The sequence below is a fragment of the Vibrio maritimus genome, from assembly GCF_021441885.1.
Classification (GTDB): Bacteria; Pseudomonadota; Gammaproteobacteria; order Enterobacterales; family Vibrionaceae; genus Vibrio; species Vibrio maritimus_B.
Map to the genome: position 1 here is coordinate 2,571,769 of NZ_CP090438.1, position 22,529 is coordinate 2,594,297.

20 protein-coding genes are annotated in these 22,529 nt (G+C 46.4%); 14 read left to right on the forward strand and 6 right to left on the reverse strand.

Annotation, left to right across the window (positions count from 1 at the left end; translation table 11 throughout):
* Positions 1 to 137 precede the first annotated feature (137 nt).
* From uxuA to LY387_RS11665, 3 genes are all read right to left on the reverse strand, one after another.
* Complete coding sequence (gene uxuA, locus LY387_RS11655) at positions 138 to 1,325, reverse strand: mannonate dehydratase (protein WP_042474101.1); 1,188 nt, start codon at positions 1,323 to 1,325, stop codon at positions 138 to 140.
* Positions 1,326 to 1,459: 134 nt separating this feature from the next.
* Complete coding sequence (locus LY387_RS11660; RefSeq protein WP_042474098.1) at positions 1,460 to 2,245, reverse strand: FCD domain-containing protein; 786 nt, start codon at positions 2,243 to 2,245, stop codon at positions 1,460 to 1,462.
* 108 nt (positions 2,246 to 2,353) lie between these two features.
* Positions 2,354 to 3,337 carry a TRAP transporter substrate-binding protein gene (locus LY387_RS11665; protein WP_234494239.1) on the reverse strand — a complete coding sequence of 328 codons (984 nt, stop codon included), beginning with the start codon at positions 3,335 to 3,337 and terminating at the stop codon, positions 2,354 to 2,356.
* 300 nt (positions 3,338 to 3,637) lie between these two features.
* Between LY387_RS11665 and LY387_RS11670 the strand changes: the two genes are divergently transcribed.
* The 6 genes from LY387_RS11670 to LY387_RS11695 all read left to right on the forward strand — a co-directional run bounded on the left by LY387_RS11670 (position 3,638) and on the right by LY387_RS11695 (position 10,259).
* On the forward strand, positions 3,638 to 4,150 hold the full coding sequence (locus LY387_RS11670) for a TRAP transporter small permease (RefSeq protein ID WP_234494240.1): 513 nt from the start codon (positions 3,638 to 3,640) through the stop codon (positions 4,148 to 4,150).
* Positions 4,151 to 4,166: 16 nt separating this feature from the next.
* Positions 4,167 to 5,468, forward strand: coding sequence for a TRAP transporter large permease (locus tag LY387_RS11675; protein ID WP_234494241.1), 1,302 nt, complete (start codon positions 4,167 to 4,169; stop codon positions 5,466 to 5,468).
* Between the two features lie 55 nt (positions 5,469 to 5,523).
* The gene (locus LY387_RS11680) at positions 5,524 to 6,987 is read left to right on the forward strand and encodes a mannitol dehydrogenase family protein (RefSeq protein WP_234494242.1); all 1,464 of its coding nucleotides are present in this window, start codon (positions 5,524 to 5,526) and stop codon (positions 6,985 to 6,987) included.
* Between the two features lie 12 nt (positions 6,988 to 6,999).
* Entirely contained in the window at positions 7,000 to 8,412 is a 1,413-nt protein-coding gene (gene uxaC / locus LY387_RS11685; protein WP_234494243.1) for a glucuronate isomerase, read from the forward strand.
* A gap of 89 nt (positions 8,413 to 8,501) precedes the next feature.
* On the forward strand, positions 8,502 to 9,017 hold the full coding sequence (locus LY387_RS11690) for a YgjV family protein (RefSeq protein WP_234494244.1): 516 nt from the start codon (positions 8,502 to 8,504) through the stop codon (positions 9,015 to 9,017).
* A 216-nt stretch (positions 9,018 to 9,233) separates the two neighbouring features.
* Complete coding sequence (locus LY387_RS11695; protein WP_234494245.1) at positions 9,234 to 10,259, forward strand: DUF1989 domain-containing protein; 1,026 nt, start codon at positions 9,234 to 9,236, stop codon at positions 10,257 to 10,259.
* Between the two features lie 313 nt (positions 10,260 to 10,572).
* On the opposite strand, the gene LY387_RS11700 is transcribed toward LY387_RS11695, so the two are convergent.
* Positions 10,573 to 11,064, reverse strand: coding sequence for a hypothetical protein (locus tag LY387_RS11700; RefSeq protein WP_234494246.1), 492 nt, complete (start codon positions 11,062 to 11,064; stop codon positions 10,573 to 10,575).
* A gap of 278 nt (positions 11,065 to 11,342) precedes the next feature.
* On the opposite strand from LY387_RS11700, the gene LY387_RS11705 reads away from it, so the two are divergent.
* From LY387_RS11705 to LY387_RS11740, 8 genes are all read left to right on the forward strand, one after another.
* Positions 11,343 to 11,972 (forward strand): glutathione S-transferase family protein, encoded by a 630-nt coding sequence (locus LY387_RS11705; RefSeq protein WP_234494247.1) that lies wholly within the window; start codon positions 11,343 to 11,345, stop codon positions 11,970 to 11,972.
* A gap of 376 nt (positions 11,973 to 12,348) precedes the next feature.
* Positions 12,349 to 13,800, forward strand: coding sequence for a YfcC family protein (locus tag LY387_RS11710; RefSeq protein ID WP_234494248.1), 1,452 nt, complete (start codon positions 12,349 to 12,351; stop codon positions 13,798 to 13,800).
* Positions 13,801 to 14,429: 629 nt separating this feature from the next.
* Positions 14,430 to 15,650 (forward strand): arginine deiminase, encoded by a 1,221-nt coding sequence (arcA, locus tag LY387_RS11715; RefSeq protein WP_042474078.1) that lies wholly within the window; start codon positions 14,430 to 14,432, stop codon positions 15,648 to 15,650.
* 32 nt (positions 15,651 to 15,682) lie between these two features.
* Positions 15,683 to 16,594, forward strand: coding sequence for a carbamate kinase (arcC, locus tag LY387_RS11720; protein WP_234494249.1), 912 nt, complete (start codon positions 15,683 to 15,685; stop codon positions 16,592 to 16,594).
* Positions 16,595 to 16,676: 82 nt separating this feature from the next.
* A complete protein-coding gene (locus LY387_RS11725) occupies positions 16,677 to 17,687 on the forward strand; it encodes an ornithine carbamoyltransferase (protein ID WP_128649062.1) in 1,011 nt (336 codons plus the stop codon).
* 202 nt (positions 17,688 to 17,889) lie between these two features.
* Positions 17,890 to 18,372 (forward strand): arginine repressor, encoded by a 483-nt coding sequence (locus LY387_RS11730; protein WP_234494250.1) that lies wholly within the window; start codon positions 17,890 to 17,892, stop codon positions 18,370 to 18,372.
* Positions 18,373 to 18,489: 117 nt separating this feature from the next.
* Positions 18,490 to 19,098 (forward strand): cob(I)yrinic acid a,c-diamide adenosyltransferase, encoded by a 609-nt coding sequence (cobO, locus tag LY387_RS11735; protein WP_042474070.1) that lies wholly within the window; start codon positions 18,490 to 18,492, stop codon positions 19,096 to 19,098.
* Between the two features lie 156 nt (positions 19,099 to 19,254).
* Positions 19,255 to 19,521 carry a hypothetical protein gene (locus tag LY387_RS11740; protein ID WP_234494251.1) on the forward strand — a complete coding sequence of 89 codons (267 nt, stop codon included), beginning with the start codon at positions 19,255 to 19,257 and terminating at the stop codon, positions 19,519 to 19,521.
* A gap of 106 nt (positions 19,522 to 19,627) precedes the next feature.
* On the opposite strand, the gene LY387_RS11745 is transcribed toward LY387_RS11740, so the two are convergent.
* Together LY387_RS11745 and udk are read right to left on the reverse strand one after the other, a co-directional pair.
* The gene (locus LY387_RS11745) at positions 19,628 to 21,721 is read right to left on the reverse strand and encodes an AsmA family protein (RefSeq protein ID WP_234494252.1); all 2,094 of its coding nucleotides are present in this window, start codon (positions 21,719 to 21,721) and stop codon (positions 19,628 to 19,630) included.
* Positions 21,722 to 21,869: 148 nt separating this feature from the next.
* Entirely contained in the window at positions 21,870 to 22,511 is a 642-nt protein-coding gene (gene udk, locus LY387_RS11750) for a uridine kinase (RefSeq protein ID WP_042474065.1), read from the reverse strand.
* Positions 22,512 to 22,529 lie beyond the last annotated feature (18 nt).

Consider the following 22,529-nt stretch of genomic DNA (forward strand, 5'->3'; position numbering starts at 1 on the left):
AACACTAAGTGCGGCAATCTAGCCCGTAATAAACTGTGTCACTAGTTCAAATTACCAGTTTGCTCACCAAGACTTCACACAGAAGAAATGCAAAAGAGCCAGCATGACAACATGCTGGCTCTTGAAAACAAGTTAACCTACTTGGTATAGAAAGCGCGCTTGAGCGCCATTTCAAGGCCTCGGACTTCGGCAAGTCCTTTCAATCGCCCAATCGCAGAGTAACCTGGATTCGTTTTCTTGTTGAGATCATCGAGCATCTGATGACCATGGTCTGGTCGCATTGGGATCAGGCGGTTATCACCTTTTTCCGAGCGGCGATGCTCTTCATCCAAGATAGCCATGACAACATTGTACATGTCTACGTCACCATCTAAATGCGCCGCCTCATGGAATGTCATTGGATTACTCTCTTCACGCTTGGTTGAGCGCAAATGGGTAAAGTAGATTCGGTCGCCGTGCTTTTTAATCATTTTGACCAAGTCATTATCACCACGTACCCCATAAGAGCCTGTACACATGGTAAGTCCATTCATTTTGCTTGGCACGTTTTCCGTCAACCAATCGATATCTTCGATGGTCGAGACGATTCTTGGCAGGCCAAGAATTGGACGCGGTGGATCGTCTGGGTGCACTGCCAGTTTCAATCCATGCGCTTCGCATACTGGCATGAGTTCTGACAGGAAGTGCGCCATATGTTCACGCAGTTTGTCTTTAGTAATATCAGCATAGCGATCCAGCTGCGCTTGGAACTCTTCTAATGTGTAGCCCTCTTCCGCACCGGGTAATCCTGCGATGATGTTACTGGTCAGGCGCTGAACTTGTTCCTCAGTCATGTTCTGGAAATAGTCCGCCGCTTGCTGCTGTTCCGCTTCGGTATAGTCAGCATTAGCACCTGGTCGTTTTAGGATGTGTAGCTCAAATGCTGCGAACGCGATCTGGTCAAAACGCAATGCTCGAGAGCCATCTGGCATCTCGAACTCAAGATCAGTTCGAGTCCAATCAAGCACTGGCATAAAGTTGTAGCAAACGGTATCAATGCCACACTCTGCTAGATTACGCAGTGTTTGCTTGTAGTTATCGATCCACTGTTGGAAATCACCCGTTTGTGTTTTGATTTCCTCATGAACCGGGACACTTTCAACAACCGACCAAGTGAGCCCCTTGCTCTCAATAATCGCTTTGCGCTCCAGTATCTCTTCTTTTGACCACACCTCACCATTTGGGATGTGATGCAATGCATTTACGATTCCCGTAGCACCTGCCTGACGAATATCATCTAGAGATACCGGATCGTTTGGGCCATACCAACGCCAAGTTTGTTCCATGACACTTCACCTTCTTTTAAGCGCACTTAACCCGCCCGTAAAAACAAGCTAAGTGCAAAAAACGACTTCCAAAGACAGCTGCGACAGCAGCTGTAACGAACGACTACGACGACATGTCGAGCCAGTTGTGAGGTTTAATCGTTGCCCAGCAACACCACAGGGTTGGAGCTGAACAAGTAACCATCAAAGTTAGGGTCATCGATATCAGACAGCTCTAGTAGGCGCTGTTTGACGTTTTCAAGGTGTTGCCACATCGCGTTTTTGGCGGCAATTGGATCTTTACGTTGAAGGGCGGCAAGGATTTTTGCATGATCTTGCAACCACTCTTCTCGGTAATCTTGACCATTGATATGAGAATGGAGCTTCTTCCACATTGGGCTGCTTTCACGTCGCTCCCAAGACTGTCTCAACATATCCACTAAGACAGAGTTTTGAGTCGCTTGGGCGATACATAGATGGAAAGTTTCGTCTCCGCTACAATCCTTGGTACCACTTGCAAGCTCTTGACGTTCAAGCTCCAATGCTGCTCTCATTTGGGTGATGTCGCTCGGAGTCACTTGCATCGCCGCAAACTCAGCAATGTTACTTTCTAGTAACTGGCGAGCTTGCAGCATTTCAAATGGTCCGGCGTCATCCCCAACAATATTTGAGCGAGAATTAGCATTAGATGGCATGTTCAGTACATACACACCCGAGCCCTTTTTCACTTCCACTAAGTTTTCAAGTTCGAGCATAATCAGCGCTTCACGAACCACCGTTCGGCTGACGTCTAGGCGCTCCGCGATATCACGCTCTGGTGGTAGACGATCGCCGATATTATAACGACCGTCTAATAGCTCTTGTCTTAGTTTCAGACCGATTTCCTGATAAGGTCTTTTCGGCTCGAAGGGCATCATGATGATATTGTCACTGTATTGCATCTAATATAATTATCTCAATATAATATAGGCTATGATCAATTGGTCAACCTTTTCATCACACTCTGTGATAACACCTTTTCGTGTAGTTTTATCGATGATTTAATCGATTTATTGAACCGCTTTAATGCGTTCAACTAGCTGATTAAGCTCAGGTTTTGTTTGTTCGATATCCGCATACATAGGTTGTACCGCACTAACAAATGCCGCTTTGTTTGGTTTCACAAACGTCACGCCCATTTTCTCTGCTTTTTCACGCTCTTTCGCTTCTGATGCAGCCCACAGCTCTTTCATATATTCAGAAGAGTCTTCCGCTGCTTTCATCAGTGCTTGCTGCTGCTCTTCTGTCAACTTGTCATAGGTATTGGTAGAAATAACCAGTACATCAGGAACCATAGTGTGCTCGTCTAGACTGAAGTACTTAGACACTTCACTGTGGCGACTCAAGCTAAATGAAGGAATGTTGTTTTCTGCTGCATCAACAACACCCTGCTGAAGCGCAGTATAAAGTTCGCCGTACGCAAGAGGGGTTGGGTTACCACCTAGTGCTTTAACCATCGCGATTGCCGATGGGCTTGGCTGAACTCGGATCTTCATTCCTTTCAAATCTTCAGGTGTTTCGATCGGCTTACTGGTGTAGAAACTGCGTGCACCCGCATCATAGTAAGTAACGCCAATGAAGCCACTGTCTGAAGATGAATCAAGGATTTCTCGACCAACCTCACCACCCGTTACGCTGTAGTAGTGGTCTTTATCACGGAAAAGATAAGGTAGATTGAATGCCGAATACGCTGGAGAGAAAGCTTCAAGCTCTGCCGCGTTACTCTTCACCATATCTAGAGCGCCGTTTTGCATTAGCTCCATTGACTCTCGCTGAGTACCAAGTTGAGCATCTGGGTAAATACGAATGCGTACCTCACCATCTGTCGCTTGACGAACTTCCTTCGCTAAGAAGTCCATTGCTTTGTGTACTGCATGATCACGAGGGTGGTTATGGCTTAGCTTTAATGTCGTTGTAGCGTATGCCGATGCCGCAGCACCAAACGTTAAAGCAGTACCAACCATTGCACTTACGAGCGTTCTTTTCATTGTCATCTTTCTTCTCCGTGGATTGGTTATCCAATATGTAGGGTATTGGCTGTTTCGAATGCAATATTGGCGCTACCCATCGATACCGTCAAACCTAAATGATCAATTGATTGACCAATATCACAATAAAACCCAAACAATTGGTCAACCAATTTGAATGTGAGAGGGGTCACATGAACATTTTTGGTGTGCCGCTATAATCCAAAACGAAAATTAGTGTGTTTATTATGCAACCGCGAACCTCAAACCCCAATTGGTCGCCCAAAATATGCTCATAGACGCACATTTACGCTGAAGGAAAATAGAATGAATAAATTGGTCACCTACATAAATAGAGGCTTAGCGGGCTTTACCGTGTCCCTCTCGACCTTTCTTGTTTTTTGCGTGATTTGGCAAGTGATATCACGCTATGTGATCGGCAAACCCAGCACAGTCACCGACGAACTCGCCCGCTATCTGTTTATGTGGGTTGCTCTTATTGGCGCTGCCTATACCACAGGTCAAAAGCGTCATCTGGCTATCGATCTTCTCACTATGAAGTTAACGGGTACTAGAAAAGCCATTAACGAAATTGTCATTCAACTCGCGATCGCACTCTTCGCCTTTGTCGTTCTTGTTTATGGAGGCACTAAGCTCGCGTTAAAAACACTGGCGATGGGTCAGGTGACACCCGCTTTAGGATTAGAAATGGGTTACATCTATTTCTGTCTGCCGATCAGCGGGGCTTTGATGATCTTCTACTCGATCGTTTTTGCTATTGAACGAATCAAACAGTTAGCAGGTGGTAGCGCCCCTTATGCTGGCTCTCAACTGGATTAAATAGAGGTATTCCAATATGGAGTGGCAAGTAATTTTGACCCTTTTTGGTACGTTTGCGTTTTTGCTCGCAATTGGCGTTCCGGTTTCTTTTGCTATTGGCTTGTCGTCACTAGCAACTATTCTAATGAGTTTACCTCTTGAGCCCGCTATTGCGGTTGTTGCTCAGCGCATGGCTGCTGGCCTTGATAACTTTGCTCTGTTGGCAATTCCGTTCTTTATCTTGGCGGGTAACATCATGAACCAAGGCGGTATTGCCGTTCGATTGATCAACTTTGCCAAAGTACTTGGTGGGCGCCTGCCTGGTTCACTCGCCCACGTTAACGTTATGGCAAACATGATGTTCGGCTCTATCTCAGGTTCGGCTGTGGCTTCAGCGGCCGCTGTGGGTGGCACCATGTCACCACTACAAAAGAAAGATGGCTATGACGAGAACTTTTCCGCTGCCGTTAACATTACCTCTTGTCCGACAGGTTTGCTGATTCCACCAAGTAATACACTGATCGTGTTTTCATTGGTCTCTGGTGGTACTTCTATTGCTGCACTGTTTCTTGCTGGGTACATTCCAGGGCTTATCATGGGTTTGAGCCTAATGATGGTGGCTGGATTCATTGCTAAACGCCGCGGCTACCCGGTTGCTGAGCGCCCTAGCCTAGCAATAGTGTGGGATACCTTTTTGAAGGCAGCACCGTCACTTATGCTTATCGTCATTATTATGGGCGGTATCATTGGCGGCATCTTTACCGCAACGGAAGCGTCGGCGATAGCGGTCATGTACACCTTTATTCTTGCGGTGCTTATCTACCGTGAAGTGAGATGGCGTGACCTGCCTAAGATTGTACTGGAGTCTGCAGTAACAACATCGATCGTGCTACTGCTGGTTGGCGCTTCGATGGGAATGTCGTGGGCCATGGCGAATGCTGATATCCCATACATGATCTCAGACGCCCTTCTGGCTATTTCAGAGAACCCGCTGATGATCTTGCTCATCATCAACGTCATTCTGCTGATCGTCGGCATCTTTATGGATATGACGCCAGCTGTTCTTATCTTTACACCTATCTTCTTACCGATCGCCCTTGACCTTGGTATCGACCCAGTACACTTCGGCATCATGATGACATTCAACCTTGCCATCGGTATCTGTACTCCTCCAGTAGGTAGTGCACTCTTTATCGGTTGCTCGGTGGCGAATATCTCCATCGATAAAGTAATTAAACCACTACTGCCTTTCTACGCCGCACTGATTTTCGCGCTGTTGGCAGTGACCTTCATTCCTCAATTAAGCCTATTCCTTCCGAACTTGGTTCTAGGCTACTAATCGACATAAGCAATTAATCACCCGCTGGCATGCCAGCGGGTACAAGGAAACAATAATGAAATCAATTGCCAACACAAAACTGAATGACGGCGTAAACACTCCTCTGTACCCAAGAAACCAACTTAAAAGCCGCATAGTCCACCTTGGATTTGGGGCGTTTCATCGTGCCCACCAAGGTCTGTTTACTGATGAGGTAGCAAGAAAATCGGACAGCGATTGGGGTATTTGTGAGGTCAACCTATTTGGTGGTGAGGACCTTATTGAATCTCTTCGCGAGCAAGACCACCTATACTCAGTGGCTGAAAAAGGCGCAACTTCCACCGAGATCAAGGTGGTTGGTGCCGTTACCGAATCTCTGCATCCAAATTTAGACGGTATCCAAGCCGTCATCGAGAAAATGGCTGAGCCACAAGTCGCCATCGTTTCCATGACTATCACTGAAAAAGGTTACTGCGCAGACCCTGCAACCGGTCTGCTAGATAAACACAACCCTCTTGTCATCGCAGATCTGGAAAACCCGACCACGCCCAAAACGGCTCTTGGATATATTGTGCAGGCATTGAAAGTCCGCCGAGAACGCGGCCTTCCTCCATTCACTGTCATGTCTTGCGACAACGTACAAGAAAACGGCCACGTTGCAAAAGCGGCAATTCTTGAATTTGCCCGACTGCTCGATTCTGAACTTGGTTCATGGATTGAAGCTAATGTGACTTTCCCTTGCACTATGGTCGACCGAATTGTCCCAGCCGCAACGCCTGAAACCTTGACTGAAATTACCGAGCTGCTTGGTGTTGAAGACCCTTGTGGCATTGCCTGTGAGCCTTTCCATCAATGGGTAATCGAAGATAACTTCGTTGCCGGTCGCCCTAACTGGAATGTTGCTGGCGCCGAGTTTGTTGCCGATGTGGTGCCTTATGAAGAGATGAAACTTCGTATGCTTAACGGAAGCCACTCTTTCCTAGCCTATCTTGGTTACCTCGGAGGCTATGCACACATCTCTGACACTATGACGGATCCCGGCTATCGTAAGGCGGCGTTTGACATGATGATGAAGGCACAAGCGCCTTCATTGACTATGCCCGAGGGGACTAACTTAGAAGCTTATGCCAAACTGCTAATTGACCGATTTACCAACCCAAGCCTCAAGCACAAAACGTGGCAAATCGCGATGGACGGAAGCCAAAAAATCCCACAGCGTATGGGAGGCAGCCTGAAATATCACCTAGAAAATGGTTCTGAGTTTAAGTGGTTGGCGACCGGTATTGCAGGGTGGATGCGTTACGTCGCCGCCCAAGATGAGCAAGGTAATGCGATTGATGTTCGCGACCCTATGTCAGAAACCCTAAAGCAAATCTGTGAACAACATGGATTGAACGTTTCTGTGGTTCCTGCTCTGCTCAGCCTTGAGGCGATTTTCCCTACTGAGCTTGGACAGAATCCTATTGTCATCGATGCGGTAAGTACGGCCTATCAATCACTGATTGAGCATGGTGCAAAACATACAGTTGCAGCTTTATAAGGGGAAACAACAATGAAGCACTTTTTATGTGAAGACTTTTTGCTGTCGAACGAGACTGCTCGCCGCTTATATCATGAACATGCGAGTTCACAGCCGATCTACGATTATCATTGCCACCTAAACCCTGCAGAAGTAGCAACAAATCGCCAGTTCGACAACCTAGCCCAGATTTGGCTAGAGGGCGATCACTACAAATGGCGTGGTATGCGCTCTGCTGGCATCGAAGAGCACTTGATTACTGGCGGTGCGAGCGATCATGAAAAGTTCTTAGCGTGGGCAAAAACCGTTCCGCAAACACTTGGTAATCCACTGTATCATTGGACGCACCTCGAGCTACGCCGCCCATTCGGTATCACTGGTACTCTACTCAGCCCAAAAACGGCTGAGCAAATTTGGCATCAATGTAACGAGATGCTCGCAACGTCGGAGTTTAGCGCTCGGGGCATTATGCGGCAGATGAATGTGGTCATGGCCGGTACGACTGATGACCCAATCGATACCCTAGAACATCACAAGGCTATCGCTGATGACGCTTCCTTCACGACCCAAGTCTTACCTAGCTGGCGTCCAGATAAAGCGTTTAAGATTGAGTTCGATGGCTTTGCAGACTATATGCAAGCACTAGGGCAAGCAGCCGACATCAACATCCAGCGCTTTAGTGATTTGACCGCTGCGCTTGATAAGCGTCTAGCGCACTTCGACGCACATGGCTGTCGCGCCGCCGATCATGGCATCGAGATAGTACGCTATGCGCCTATCCCGACAGATTCAGATTTAGACACCTTGCTCACCAAACGCTTAAACGGCAAAAGTCTGACTGAGCATGAGTGTGCTCAGTTCTCTACGGCTGTTCAAGTATGGCTAGGGAAGCGTTATGCTCAATTAGGCTGGGTGATGCAGCTACATATTGGCGCTCAGCGCAACAACAATACTCGTATGTTCCAGTTGTTAGGCGCTGATGCAGGCTTCGATTCGATTGGCGATCGTCCATTCGCATTTGAGCTGGCACATCTGCTTGATGATATGGATAAAACTAATGAGCTGCCACGCACTATTTTGTACTGCTTGAACCCACGTGATAACGAGATGATGGCCACCATGATTGGTAACTATCAAGGCGGAGGCATAGCAGGCAAGATACAGTTTGGTTCGGGTTGGTGGTTCAACGACCAAAAAGATGGCATGCAGCGCCAAATGGAGCAGTTGTCGCAACTTGGTCTACTCAGCCAGTTTGTTGGTATGCTGACCGACTCTCGCAGCTTCCTTTCTTACACTCGCCATGAATATTTTAGACGCATACTGTGTGACATGGTTGGACGCTGGGCAGAGAATGGTGAGGTACCTAATGACTTTTCATTGCTGGGGCCTATGGTTGAAGACATCTGCTTTGGTAACGCAAAACGTTACTTTGAGCTTAGGGACTAACTCTCCCTCTTCGCTATAAAAATGAGCTGGGTGGCGTGCTACTCAGCTCATTATTTCGTTTTTGTAGGTTCATTTTATAGGGGCGTTCGTTGGACAATCTCATTGCACAAGCCATTGGAGGCATCGCATTCATCTTCGGTGTGATGGCATTCTGGCAAAAAGACGACATTCGCTTTCGTTATCACATGACCACATTCTGCTTCATTATGGCGATTCATTTCGTCTTAATGGGCGCCACGGTTGCGGCTATCGGTGTAACGTTGAACGCGATACGAAGCTTTATATCGATAAAAACGCAGTCTCGAGGCGTGATGTGGTGTTTTATCGCCGTGATGTGGGGGATGACCGTCCCGAATGTGACCAGCATGTTCGAGGTTCTGACAGTCATCGGTTCATCGGTCGGGACTTGGGCTCTGTTTTCCAAAAAAGGCATTACCCTTCGTTGCCTTATTCTATTTAACTCGCTCTGTTGGGCAACTCATAACATCTGGCTTGGCTCAATTGGGGGCTCTCTCGTTGAAACCACGTTTATCATCACTAACCTAATTACCATCTATCGGCTTTACATCGCCCGTAATCAACAAATCGAAGAAAAGCCTATATAGCTTTACGCTTTGAGTGGTTTGGCGGGTAGCACCTCCTCAAACAATTACAAGGCTCATCTATTCGCTCCCTCGAGCGGTTCCTATTTTGTCTATTTTTTGACTCACGTTTACTATGTCAATCAACCAAGGGGGACACACCCTCAGGTGTTTATCAGAAGTCGTGCATGGAACCCACGGCCATAATCGAAATGGATTCCTTAGCATAGGGTAAAAACTATGACTGAACTATGTAAGCCATGTGGTGAGCAACTTGCTCAAAACTTCGATTCTTCTTACGACGCTAACGTTGACCCAGTAAAAACCTACTCAGACTCACTGTCAGCAGACCTAGACTTCTATCAACGTGTTCGCGACACCAAACGCAACGGCACTCGCAAGCATGTGTATTCTGATGTACTAAAGCGCGAGACTGGTAACTCGTTCTTGGTAAAAGCAGGCCAGGTTATTCGTATTGAGCAACGTCCAAGCGCAGACGGCAACAACGGTCGAACGCAAATTATGGATGTGTTGATGGTGACAACTGATCTGGAGCAGTATTCAGATCACCTAAACTCAACGGCAATCGAAGGCTTTAACCAACGCTTATATTCCGGTATCTGGTCTCAATCGCGTCACTTTAGAAAAATGGCGACGCTGGTTGAAGATGAGTTTCCATATGAACAATTGCCAGAGGGCTTTACGCATATTTGGCTCGCAGCTCACTGCTCACCTGAATATATTGGTCTAGCACACGGCTTGGACAAGGTGACGAACTCATGTCACGAGAACTTCTTGCATGCGTTTAGTCGAATTCCTGCTATCGCGAACATTGAAGACGAAAAGATCCGTAAAGAGGTAACTCAGTTCTTTGCAGACCGCAACGACTGGAACATCTTCCAAGGCAACCAGTTTATGCTCGATGAGCAAAATATCACTCGTGCACGCATGTGTCCGACGCCGCCTGTAGAGGACGGAACCGCCATCGAATGGTATGCCGAGCAAGATATGTATGTGGTTATCTCGAACTGTCCTTACGGTGACCAGCATACCTGCTATACGGAGATTCATAATAACGATGTGTTTATTGAAGTCTTCGACACAGGTATCAAGCCGTACGCACCAGCACTAACCGATAAGATCCAAGGTTGGGAGACGGCTGCATGGGAGCGCGTTGAAGCTCGAGGCGGTAAGCTCGCTGAGCAGCAACCACTTGAGCCTGTCACACTGAAACTTCCTATCGATGTTATCGATATCAACCGATAACGGTTGAAAGCTAGAAAAGCCTTCCTCAAGGAAGGCTTTTGTCGTTTGGGGAAACTACTCTTTCATCATTCATTCGAAAACTGATGAGAACCTAGTTCGAATAACAAGTCGAACGTCGGCAAAATGTAAGCATCACGCTCTAGAAGAGATATAAGGTATTTACAAACAATGAACAACGACTTGGAAGCAAAAGGAAGCAAGTGGGTATTTCGATTTTCAATGGCAGTCGCTTGGATCTTTCTCTTACTTGGCGGTTTAAACTAAAAAGGGCTACCAATTCGGTAGCCCTATCAGAAAGAGTTTGGGAGCGCATCTAATCTGAATCGTTATCCGAGTCACTTTCTGGTGCCAGTACCTCTCGTGTTGTCTTGACCAACAGCGCTTCCGCTTCATCAAACTCTAAAATTTCTAGGTGATACATAGTCTCGACTATGGACGCAAAAGCGCAATTGATCACAGAGTTGGGCTGACCTGCATATTGCCTGACGCATCGGTCAACATAGAGCAAAATATGCTTTTTTGCCGCGATCTTATCCGCCTCAGTTCGAGCGGCCATAGGTTCACGTATCGCGACGAGGTGTTGGTCAGTATTAAATGGAGGCGCTTTCTCTTCCATATCCGCTTTGGTCACCCTGATCTGCCCCTCCAGTTTACCTTCTAAAGCCTCTTCAACGGGTAAATCAGTGAACTGTTCACGATATGATTGAATCAGTTGACGCATCTCAGACATGCACTTTTCTGTATCACCTTCAAAGCGATGATTAGAGTAATACTTGCTGTCTGCAGCATAGGTGGTTCGATCCATTTGGGTTACCTCAGTTTGAAATGAGCCTAATCGAATCAACGGCTTGTTGATACACGTTTTCATCCTTACGTTATAACAAGTCTAGTCTAAGGTCTAATTAGGTACCCATCGATACCAACAATACTTCAGCCACCAGCCATAATCACTTACTAAGAGATACGCATACTTTACACATAAATTGTGCGCAATTATATTTATTGCAATTAAAATATCATACTGATACTGTGCTACGTAACTAGACAGAGACATTACACACTTAACGTAAAGGTTGGCGGATAATGATTACCCTACATCACCTCAATAAATCTCGTTCTAAACGCATCATCTGGCTACTTGAAGAGCTTCAGGTTCCATACCAAATCAAAGCTTATCAGCGTGTACCGGAAACCAATCTGGCACCAGCCGAGCTTAAAGCGATTCATCCGTTGGGTAAGTCACCCGTAATTGAAGAAAATGGTCAGGTATTGGCAGAGTCTGGAGCCATTACCGAGTATTTATCTGAGCGCTTTGGTGCAGACAGTCTGATGCCGGTAAAAGACTCTGAGAACTACCCGCTCTACTTGCAATGGCTGCACTTTGCTGAAAGCTCAGCCTCGCTGCCTTTGCTACTCCACTACTTCTTAAAGATTGATGGCAGTGAAACGCGCTTTCTTGATGGTTACAGCAAGCAGGAACTGGCATTAATCCTTGGCTATCTAAACGATCATCTCAGCGACAATACTTGGCTACTCGGTGATCAGTTCAGTGCCGCGGATATTCTTCTCTCTTGGATCATCGAGATCTCCGCCGAGTTGGCTCTGCTCGACAAGTACCCAGCGCTCAAAAGGTACTTATCGGCACTTCATGCAAGACCAGCGGCAAGCAAAGCAGCTGACATCGAAGCTCAGCATGATAAGTCAACGCAATAAAAAATATATAAGGCTGCCACTATAAGGTTCCATCGACAGCCTTTACTTATTTAACGTATTAATCCTCAAGTGACTTAGATCAAAATAATAGTATTATCTTAAATACTGCATAATTATCCGACCTAAGAAACAAACCCAGCCATTTAAAAATAGTTTTTCACTATTCTTCCACTGTTTGTCCATTTATATTTCATTACCAATGCTGCCGATTATTTTCCTCAAGAATAAATGTGAACCAGACTCAAGTTATTTATCGCGATTAATAGTACATTTCTGACACACTAAAGATTAGTAATTCTTATGGCTTCAATGTGGTAATTGAACATTAAACGTACAGCTAAGCGGGAAGAAAGTACTTCCTGCTAAGGAGAATGCTATGACCGCCCACGTCGTCCATGAACCAAAAAAGTCCGGCGGCTTTTTTACCAATTTTAAGTTCCCTTCTGCCTACACCATTTTGTTTGCACTCATTGCTATCGTGGCTTTGATGACTTGGATCATTCCCGCTGGTCAATATGAGCGAGTAATGAATGATGACCTTGGAAGAGAAGTCCCTGTTGCTGGCACCTATTCTAGTGTTGAAAGTAACCCTCAAACCCCGATAGATGTGTTGATGGCACCCATCGACGGTTTCTACGATCACAGCAGCTATGAGGCAGGCGCAATCGATGTATCTCTGTTCGTACTTGTCATCGGTGGCTTTCTTGGTTTGGTAACCAAAACGGGGGCAATAGACGCAGGTATCGAGCGGGTTACTCATCGTCTTGAGGGGCGAGAGGAATTGATGATCCCTATCCTCATGGCTCTATTTGCAGCCGGCGGAACGGTTTACGGCATGGCCGAAGAGTCACTGCCTTTCTATACCTTACTTGTACCGGTCATGATGGCAGCGCGATTTGACCCACTCGTCGCAGCAGCCACTATTCTATTGGGAGCGGGTATCGGCGTGCTTGGCTCAACCATTAACCCATTTGCCACCGTCATCGCCGCCAACGCTTCGGGCATTCCATTTACGGATGGCATTATGCTGCGTCTTGCCATGCTCGTGGTCGGTTGGGTGATTTGCGTTGCCTATGTGATGCGTTACGCCAAGATGGTCAAAGCAGACCCGACCAAATCCATTGTCTATGACAAGTATGAGGAAAACAAAGCGCACTTCTTAGGTAATAAAGGCGAAGAGAAACTTGATTTCACAACGACTCGAAAAGTCATCCTGACCATTTTTTCTGGTTCATTCGCAGTCATGATCTATGGAGTCTCTATCGCTGGATGGTGGATGGCAGAAATCTCAGCGATGTTCTTGGCTGCGTCTATTCTGGTTGGTTTCGTCGCACGAATGAGTGAAGAGTCGTTTATAGAAAGCTTTATTGAAGGCGCAAGAGACTTGCTAGGTGTGGCTCTCATCATTGGTATCGCGCGCGGCATTGTGGTCGTGATGGACAGGGGAATGATCACCGACACCATCCTCAATTCTGCCGAGCACATAGTGACGGGGCTGTCGTCAATTGTCTTCGTTAATGTGATGTTTTTCTTAGAAATACTACTTTCATTCTTAGTTCCATCAACATCAGGTTTGGCCGTATTGACCATGCCGATCATGGCACCTCTCGGTGATTTTGCAGGCGTTGGAAGGGATCTCGTGATCACCGCTTATCAATCTGCCTCGGGGCTGGTGAACCTGGTAACACCGACCTCGGCCGTGGTGATGGGTGGACTTGCCATCGCTCGCGTACCTTATGCTCGGTGGTTGAAATGGGTCGCACCGCTTATGGGTATCCTAACCCTGTTCTGTGTCATTATGCTTAGCCTAGGCACATTGATCGGCTAAGTACATGATCGGCTAGTTTCGCTGACAACTCTGCTTTGAAGATTCAGTCAAACTGCGCCGAATGATACAAGCCCGCTATCAATAGCGGGCTTTCTCTTTATTTAGTGCTCGTTACAGCCATTTCCCACTGCCCTATCATCTCTTTTTTCTCTCCTTCGACAGCTTCAGCTCCCTCAATATCAACACTCTTAACCCTTTCAAAGCTGACTGAAAAAGTGATCAAGATCCGACTTTTGGTAGAAATCCTGTTAACAATTACCTCTAAAATGCGACCAAAAACGGTATCTAGTAGCCTGTTATGCATATTCTGCCGACCTAATGAAATGAATTATTTTAACTAATGCGAATCAAATTTCCTTCGCGCTTTATTTAATCGTTATTTTTCGAATAATTCATGCATATTATTCCCGCCTAAACGGTCAAATACCCAACTTTATTCGAGACCTTTAAAGAATAGATATTGTTAACAGCCGCCTATTTTAACCCAATCAGTAGCACAGTAAGTGTGTGATCAAGATCCAACATATCCTGAATAAGTTAATGCATATTATATCCACCACAACGAAGCTAATAATAAATACCCTACATAAAACTCTTTGAGTTTTTATAAATACTAGAGAGATTTGATTATGAATAAACTCTATGTTGGTTCTGAAGTTGGTCAGTTACGCCGTGTGTTAATTCACCGTCCACGCCGTGCTCTCACACACCTTACCCCATCTAACTGCCACCAGCTTCTTTTCGATGATGTGCTTGCTGTCGAAAAAGCGGGTGAAGAGCACGATGTGTTTGCTAAAACACTTGAGTCGCAAGGTGTCGAAGTACTCCTACTCACCAACCTTCTTGCAGAAACCCTAGCAATCGCAGAAGCAAAAGATTGGCTACTTAATACTCAGGTATCGGACTTCCGTTATGGCCCAACCTTTGCGAATGACGTCAGATGTTACCTCGCTGACCTTCCAAATCTGGAACTCGCGAAGATTCTAACTGGTGGGCTTTCTTTTGGAGAGATGCCTTTAGAGTCATCTTCTATGCTGCAGTCTCTGTATAAGAAAAATGATTTCATCATTGACCCATTACCAAACCACCTATTTACCCGCGATACCTCTTGCTGGGTTTACGGTGGCGTCTCTATTAACCCCATGGCTAAGGTGGCGCGTCAAAGAGAAACTAACCATCTACGCGCTATCTATCGCTGGCATCCAAGTTTCGCCGGTCAAGACTTCATCAAGTACTTTGGTGATGAGCCTCTCGCTTATGACCACTCGACAATTGAGGGTGGTGACGTCCTAGTCATTGGCAAAGGTGCGGTGCTCATCGGCATGTCCGAGCGCACAACCCCACAAGGCGTTGAACATCTTGCCTCTAGCTTGTTCAAACATGGTCAAGCTAAACAGGTCATCGCACTAGAACTGCCAAAAGATCGTTCTTGCATGCACTTAGATACTGTCATGACACATATGCGTGAAGACACCTTCTCGGTCTATCCAAATGTGATTCCTGACGATGTGAAGTGCTGGAGCCTTACAGGTGATGAATCAGGTCGAGTAAAAGCCACACAGCAAACCTCATACATCTCCACCATTGAGAAAGCACTGCACGTCGACAAGCTCAATCTTATCACCACAGGCGGTGACAACTTTGAAGCAGAACGTGAACAGTGGAATGACGCTAACAACGTACTGACCGTTAAACCAGGCGTCGTTATTGGCTATGAACGCAATACCTACACCAATGAGAAGTATGACAAGGCTGGTATCACCGTGCTCCCTATTCCTGGAGATGAACTCGGTCGCGGTCGCGGCGGTGCGCGATGCATGAGCTGCCCTATTGAACGCGATGGTATCTAACCATTCCTTAAGACTTAATGGATGAAAAAGTTATGAAAAAACAAACCATTGTCGTCGCTCTTGGTGGTAACGCCTTACTAAAAAGAGGTGAGCCACTCGAAGCTGAAGTACAAAGACATAATATTGAAGTTGCGGTCAACACCATTTCCAAGATCGCTGAACAATACAACGTTGTACTGGTGCACGGTAACGGCCCTCAAGTTGGCTTGTTAGCGCTTCAAGGACTGGAATACAAAAAGGTTAACCCTTATCCCCTCGATGTGCTGGGCAGTGAAACACAAGGAATGATCGGTTACATGCTGATGCAAGAGTTTAAAAACCAAATGCCAGATAGAAATGTCACTTGCATGCTAACTCAAATGACGGTCGATCCAAACGATCCTGCGTTTAAAGATCCAACAAAACCGATCGGCCCAATCTACGAGAAGCAGGAAGCCTGCGACCTGGCAGAGAAATATCACTGGACCATAAAACCGGACGGTCAACACTTCCGCCGTGTGGTCCCAAGTCCGCAGCCTACCGGCATTATTGAACATGAGGCAATCACCTCTTTGATTGAGCAAGGTCATCTCGTGATCTGTACCGGAGGCGGCGGCATTCCGGTTACACGGAGAGACGGTAAGTTGGTTGGTGTCGAAGCGGTCATCGATAAAGATATGTCGGCTGCATTCTTAGCCAAACAGTTGAATGCTGATCGCCTACTGATTCTTACCGATGCGGATGCGGTCTATCTCGACTGGGGACAACCAACCCAGCGTCCACTGCATACCACAACGCCAGCAGAACTCTCCCGCTACCAGTTTGATGCTGGCTCAATGGGACCCAAAATCGATGCTTCTTGTGAGTTTATTCAACAAGGTGGGCAAATGGTCGGTATTGGCGCGTTAGAAGATGGTCTTCGCATTCTTGAAGGCAACGCCGGCACCGTTATTACTAAACGCTAAATTCTCTCAATCACAATGATATGAAGCGCTGGCTTAATTCAAGCAGTATGAGCCAGCGCCAAGACTGAAAAAGGACACTATTATGGCTTTCAATCTTCGTAATCGTAACTTCCTAAAACTTCTTGATTTCACACCTCGCGAAATCGGTCATTTGTTAGAACTGTCTATTGAGCTGAAAAAGGCTAAGTACAACGGCTACGAACAGCCAAGACTTAAAGGTAAAAACATCGCTCTGATCTTCGAGAAAACATCGACTCGTACCCGCTGTGCCTTCGAAGTCGCGGCATTCGATCAAGGCGCTCAAGTTTCTTATCTCGGTCCAACCGGTTCTCAAATTGGTCATAAAGAGTCGATGAAAGATACGGCTCGAGTACTGGGTAGAATGTACGATGGCATTGAGTACCGCGGTTTTGGACAAGCTATTGTCGAAGAGCTCGGTCAATACGCTGGCGTGCCGGTATGGAATGGTTTAACCGACGAGTTCCACCCAACTCAGATTCTTGCTGACTTCATGACAATGATGGAGCACTCCCCAAATAAACCGCTGAGCGAAATCACTTTCGCTTACTTAGGTGATGCTCGTAACAACATGGGTAACTCACTTATGGTTGGTGCGGCGAAAATGGGTATGGAGGTCCGTCTTGTGGCACCAAAAGCGTTTTGGCCAGAAGCATCACTTGTAGAGCAATGCCAAGCCATAGCTGCTGAAACTGGCGCAAAAATCGTACTCACCGAAGACGTTCAAGAAGGTGTTCAAGGCTGTGACTTCCTGTATACCGATGTCTGGGTTTCGATGGGCGAAGCCAAAGAGGCCTGGGCGGAGCGCATCAAACTGATGCTACCGTATCAAGTTAACATGGATGTGATCAAAGCGACGGGTAACCCTAATGTGAAGTTTATGCACTGTTTACCTGCATTCCATGGTGAAGATACCACGGTCGGTAAAGCACTCGCGGCTGACTATCCAGAACTCTCACAAGGATGCGAAGTAACGGATGAAGTGGTGGAGTCTCCTTACTCAATCGTCTTTGATGAAGCAGAAAATCGCATGCACACCATTAAAGCCGTCATGGTGGCAACACTCGGTCAATAAACAAGCGTGAAGCGGTAAACACCAATAAAAGCGAGGGGATTCTCTCGCTTTTGAGTGTTCAAACAATAACCTAACCTCAAAATGAGATAAGGGCATATATTTTACCCAAACCTAATTTGGTAGTGTATGAAGTGTTATTTCTACTGATTCACAATATATATAACCATCTCAAGGATGAGTTTTACTATTTAATAGGTGAAACATGTACGACACTCCTGATTTAGATAGCGTTTCTGTCGATGACCACAAGCTCACCGAAGTCTGCAAAAAGCTTCTGCAACAGCAAAGCTTCACCACCCAAAATAAACTAAGGCAAGCCTTAGTCGACCTCGGCTACTCCGGTATCAGTCAATCCACTGTCTCGAGGCTTTTGGCTCATCTAGGCGTGGTGAAGATGCAAAACGCGTGTGGCAAAAAAGCCTACTGCCTAACCGCAGAGAGCACCTCTGTCCGCGTTGATTCATCCATCTCTTCTCAGATTGAGCTCATTACTAATAACCAATCACTGGTCGTCATTAAGACTCATCCAGGTAGCGCGCAGCTCATCGCTCGTTTGATAGATATTGACCCGCATGCTGACATCTTAGCCACGATAGGCGGCAATGATACGATCTTAGTGGTACCCAAACATGTCAAAGACGTCGACCGCTGTGAGCAAGTGGTACGGGCTCGATTAGGCGCTTAACAATAAGCGCTAATACGGTAATCAAACGGGGTATTTCCTTAGGAATTATCCCGTTTTTTTCTGCCATGATTGCTTTATGATGGTGGGCACACACTTCGAATAACAAAGGGAATGCCCATGTCACTGTCGGAAGACGCTAAACAGCAACGCCACAAAGAGCGTCAGCAAAAAGTGAAAGAGAATGTTGATAAAAAAATCGCTAATGCGCAGGTAGAAAAAGGGCTGCTACTGGTCATTACTGGCAATGGTAAAGGAAAGTCGACCTCAGGCTTTGGCACAGTGGCACGCGCGGTCGGTCACGGCAAGAAATGCGCAGTGGCACAATTTATCAAAGGCACATGGGATAACGGCGAACGTAACCTGCTCGAAAAGCTAGGCGTAGAATTTCAGGTGATGGCAACCGGCTTTACTTGGGAGACACAAAATAAAGCCGCCGACACCGAAGCCGCACAAGGCGTTTGGCAAGAGTGTAAACGTATGCTGCAAGATGAATCTATCGACGTGGTGCTTTTTGATGAGCTGACCTACATGGTGAGCTATGGCTATATCGAACTGGATGAGGTTGTCGAAGCACTTAATAATCGCCCTAACATGCAGTCCGTGATCATCACTGGGCGCGCAGCACATCGCACGCTTATTGATATGGCAGATACAGTATCAGAAGTTAAAAATATCAAACATGCTTTCGAGTCTGGTGTAAAAGCGCTAAAAGGCGTCGACTGGTAAGTTCCAATCTTACCGCTTATGGGGGACGCTTTTGATACCAAAATATCGAGAAGTCACCCATACAGGGTACATTTCACTCAACTCTCTACATGACATTAGGTTGCATTTCGTTTAAGTTAAACATAAATGCAACATAACTTTAACACGGAGAGTTTTATGGAAAGTTGTACTCTAGCACTGTGGATGCGTGCGAATGAGCATGAGTTCGTCCTAGGATGGGGCCCAATTCAAAGCTTACAAGAGTCCATGACTTGCTGGGAATCCATTCGCGAAACAAGCGGTGACTCTAGCTACTCGTTAACCCTTCGCAAGCCATGTGGTGCTGTCGATTCAAAGAATATAGATATGGCAGCTGCATCTGTACTCATTGAATCTTGGGGCGCTATCAAAGAAGAAGAGCAAGATCTCGATTTGCATTGGTAGTTTGCCTGGCAATTTGGATTGGTAATGAGTGGAGACACTCGGAATGTAAAAAAGCCAGCCTCTACAGGCTGGCTTTATCGTTCTAATTGCAACAGGGTTACTTACATCAGTTAAACAAACCTTTTAGCAGGCCGTCTACCGCCTTTTTGGTTTTCTCATCTTTAATGCCTAGTCGCTCTGTGGCGCGTTCAACTTCTTTCTTCGCTTTCTCTTTTAATACATCGTCAAACACCAGCGCGAACTGAGGCTGAGCCCATGAACCCGTTATCTTGATTGGGATCGTCACGTCACGAAGCTCGTCAATAGATTGACCACCCTGCCCTTCTAGCGTGCCAACAACTGAAGTACGTACTAAGAAGTCTGCTGTTTCGTTAACGTAGTTTGCTGAGCCCTCACCTTGAATACGAAGCAGTGGTGATTCTGCCGTCATGTCTTTGGTCGATACGACGCCGTTTGCTAGATTTAGCGTCGCTTTCATTGCACTGAAATCCGTTTTTTGTGGACCCTGTTGACCGTCTAAAGACTGACCTTTAAAGCGCGCATAATTCTCACGAATCATCTGCGCAACGTTAATGCCATTTACCGCACCATCAGCAAAGTTAATCTTCACCGTACCGGATAGATTTTTCTTCATTGCAGTTGGAGCAAGCCCCTTACCTTTAACGTTGACATCAATGTTGCCCGTGCCTTCTAGCTTATCGTTGTCAGCGACATCTTTGAGCAAAGGTTGAACCTTGACGCCTTTAATACGCTTAACCGCGCTGTAAGTCGCTGGAGACTGACGCGCATCTAACTTACCTTTTGCCGTAATAGAACCGCTGTAGAGCTCTGAGCTAAATGATGTCAGCTCAGCCACACCGCGATTGACAGAAAAGTCAGCGGTTACTTTTTGCATGTGAGCATTCGCTGCTTTGAATTTGTCGATGGTGATCTTGCCTTTCACATCCAGACCTTTGAGCGCGCTTAGGTCTGGTTCCACCTCGCTCGCCGATGGTTTCGATGCGCCACCCGTTTGCTCACCACCCGTTGAAGCGGTTTTATCTGCAGGCTGATTCAAACCTAAAAACTCATCCAGGTCGATATTCGGGCTGTGAAGAGAGAAACGTACTTTAGGGATATCGGCTAACTGAACGGTCGCTTTGCCGTCTAGCTCAATCTTGTTCACCGTGAGTTTATTTAGAACAAAATCAAGAAAGCTCTTGTTCATATCAAAGCTTAGATCCGACGCCATAATGACTTTCATCGGAGACTGCGGCAGCGCTGCGCCTTCAAGCGTCGAGTCCAAAGACAAGCCGCTCAACGTAACCATGCTTATTGCTTTATCAACTGTGAACGTTGTGCCGCCTTTAGCATCAAAGGTTAGCTCGGCTGCATTGCCTTTCATTGAGAAATCAATGGCGTTTGGCTTATCAAACTCAAAGGTTGCCAACTTAAGCTGTGCTTGCTGAATTTGATTCGCCGCATCTTGGTAGGTCGCATCAAACTCAATGTTCTTCAATGCATACTCTGCAAAGCCTTGAGCCAGTTTAAAATCAGCCGTACCTTTGGCAGTAAACTGCTGATCATTGTTTTGACCTTTCATTTCAAAATTCGCAGTGGTCCACTGATCAATTGCGAACTCAGAAACATTTAAGCCCACATCATAGAGCTTAGTGAATGTACCTGTTTGTGCGTTAGACATCTCAAGCAGCGCATTTGAAACAGTCACGCCCGATAGAGAGATCTGCCATCCGTCTGTGGCTGACGCCGTCGAATCAGCTGGCGCATCGGATGTGGTTGTCGGCTCTGCTGCCGCTTCCGTTTGCGGCGCTGCAGTAAGTGAATCTAGGTTAGAGCGACCATCTTTAAGTGTTTCTAAATGAACCTGTGCACCATCTAGAGTAATAGAGCCAATCTCAAGCGTTTTATCAAGCAGCGGCATAACCGCGACGCTCACACCAACTTGGCTAACGCTGAACAAATTTGGGTTTTGGAAGCCTTGCGGGTTCTTCAAGCTTGTTTGCCCAAGCTCTAGCCCCACCGATGGGAAGAATTGCCAGCTAATATCACCGCTGATCTCAAGATCAAGTCCGGTTTGGTTTTTGACTTGCTCTGCGAGCATAGGTTTGAACTGGTTAGGATTCACAAACATCACCAGCGCAGCGACACCTAACACTATTACCAATACAGGTATGGCAAGAATGAGGAGGAGTTTTTTCATTAGCAACTTCCCTGAAAACAAAAAGTGGCACATAAAGTGCCACTAATCTATTAAAAAATAAAGCAATTTAAATGCGGTTCGAGCACCCATTGAGTATAGAACATTCTTACCGCGTTTCGTGTATGTTTTCGACTAAATAATGTCAGAATTACGCACGAAGTAGCTTAGCGATGTGCGCTTTTAGCACATCGATCGCGATACGGTTTTTACCGCCGCGAGGAACAATAATGTCTGCGTGTTGCTTTGATGGTTCAATGAACTGCATGAACATTGGACGCACGGTAGATTGGTACTGCTGCAAAACAGATTCCATCGTACGACCGCGCTCTTCTACATCGCGCTTCACACGACGAAGTAGACAGATATCAAGCGGTGTATCCATAAATACGGTCGCGTGCATCAATTTACGCAGGCGCGGGTCGGTCAGCAGCAAGATGCCTTCCAGGATGATCACCTTCTTTGGTGTCATAGTCGCGGTATTTTCCGTACGCGTGTGTTCTGTGTAGCTATATTCTGGTACTTCTACCGCTTCACCTTGAATCAACTGCTCTAGGTGTTCGCAAAGCAGATCATGATCAAGTGCATTTGGGTGGTCGTAGTTAGTTTTTACACGCTCTTCCATGCTCAAATGACTTTGGTCATTGTAGTAACAATCTTCCGTGATGACACCGATTTGGTGGTCGCCTACCTTTTCACGTAGTTCGTTATAGATAGTGCTCGCGATGAGGCTTTTTCCAGAAGCAGAAGCGCCAGCGATACCGACGATGACACATTGATTATTATCAGACATTCTTTGCACCTAGTACAT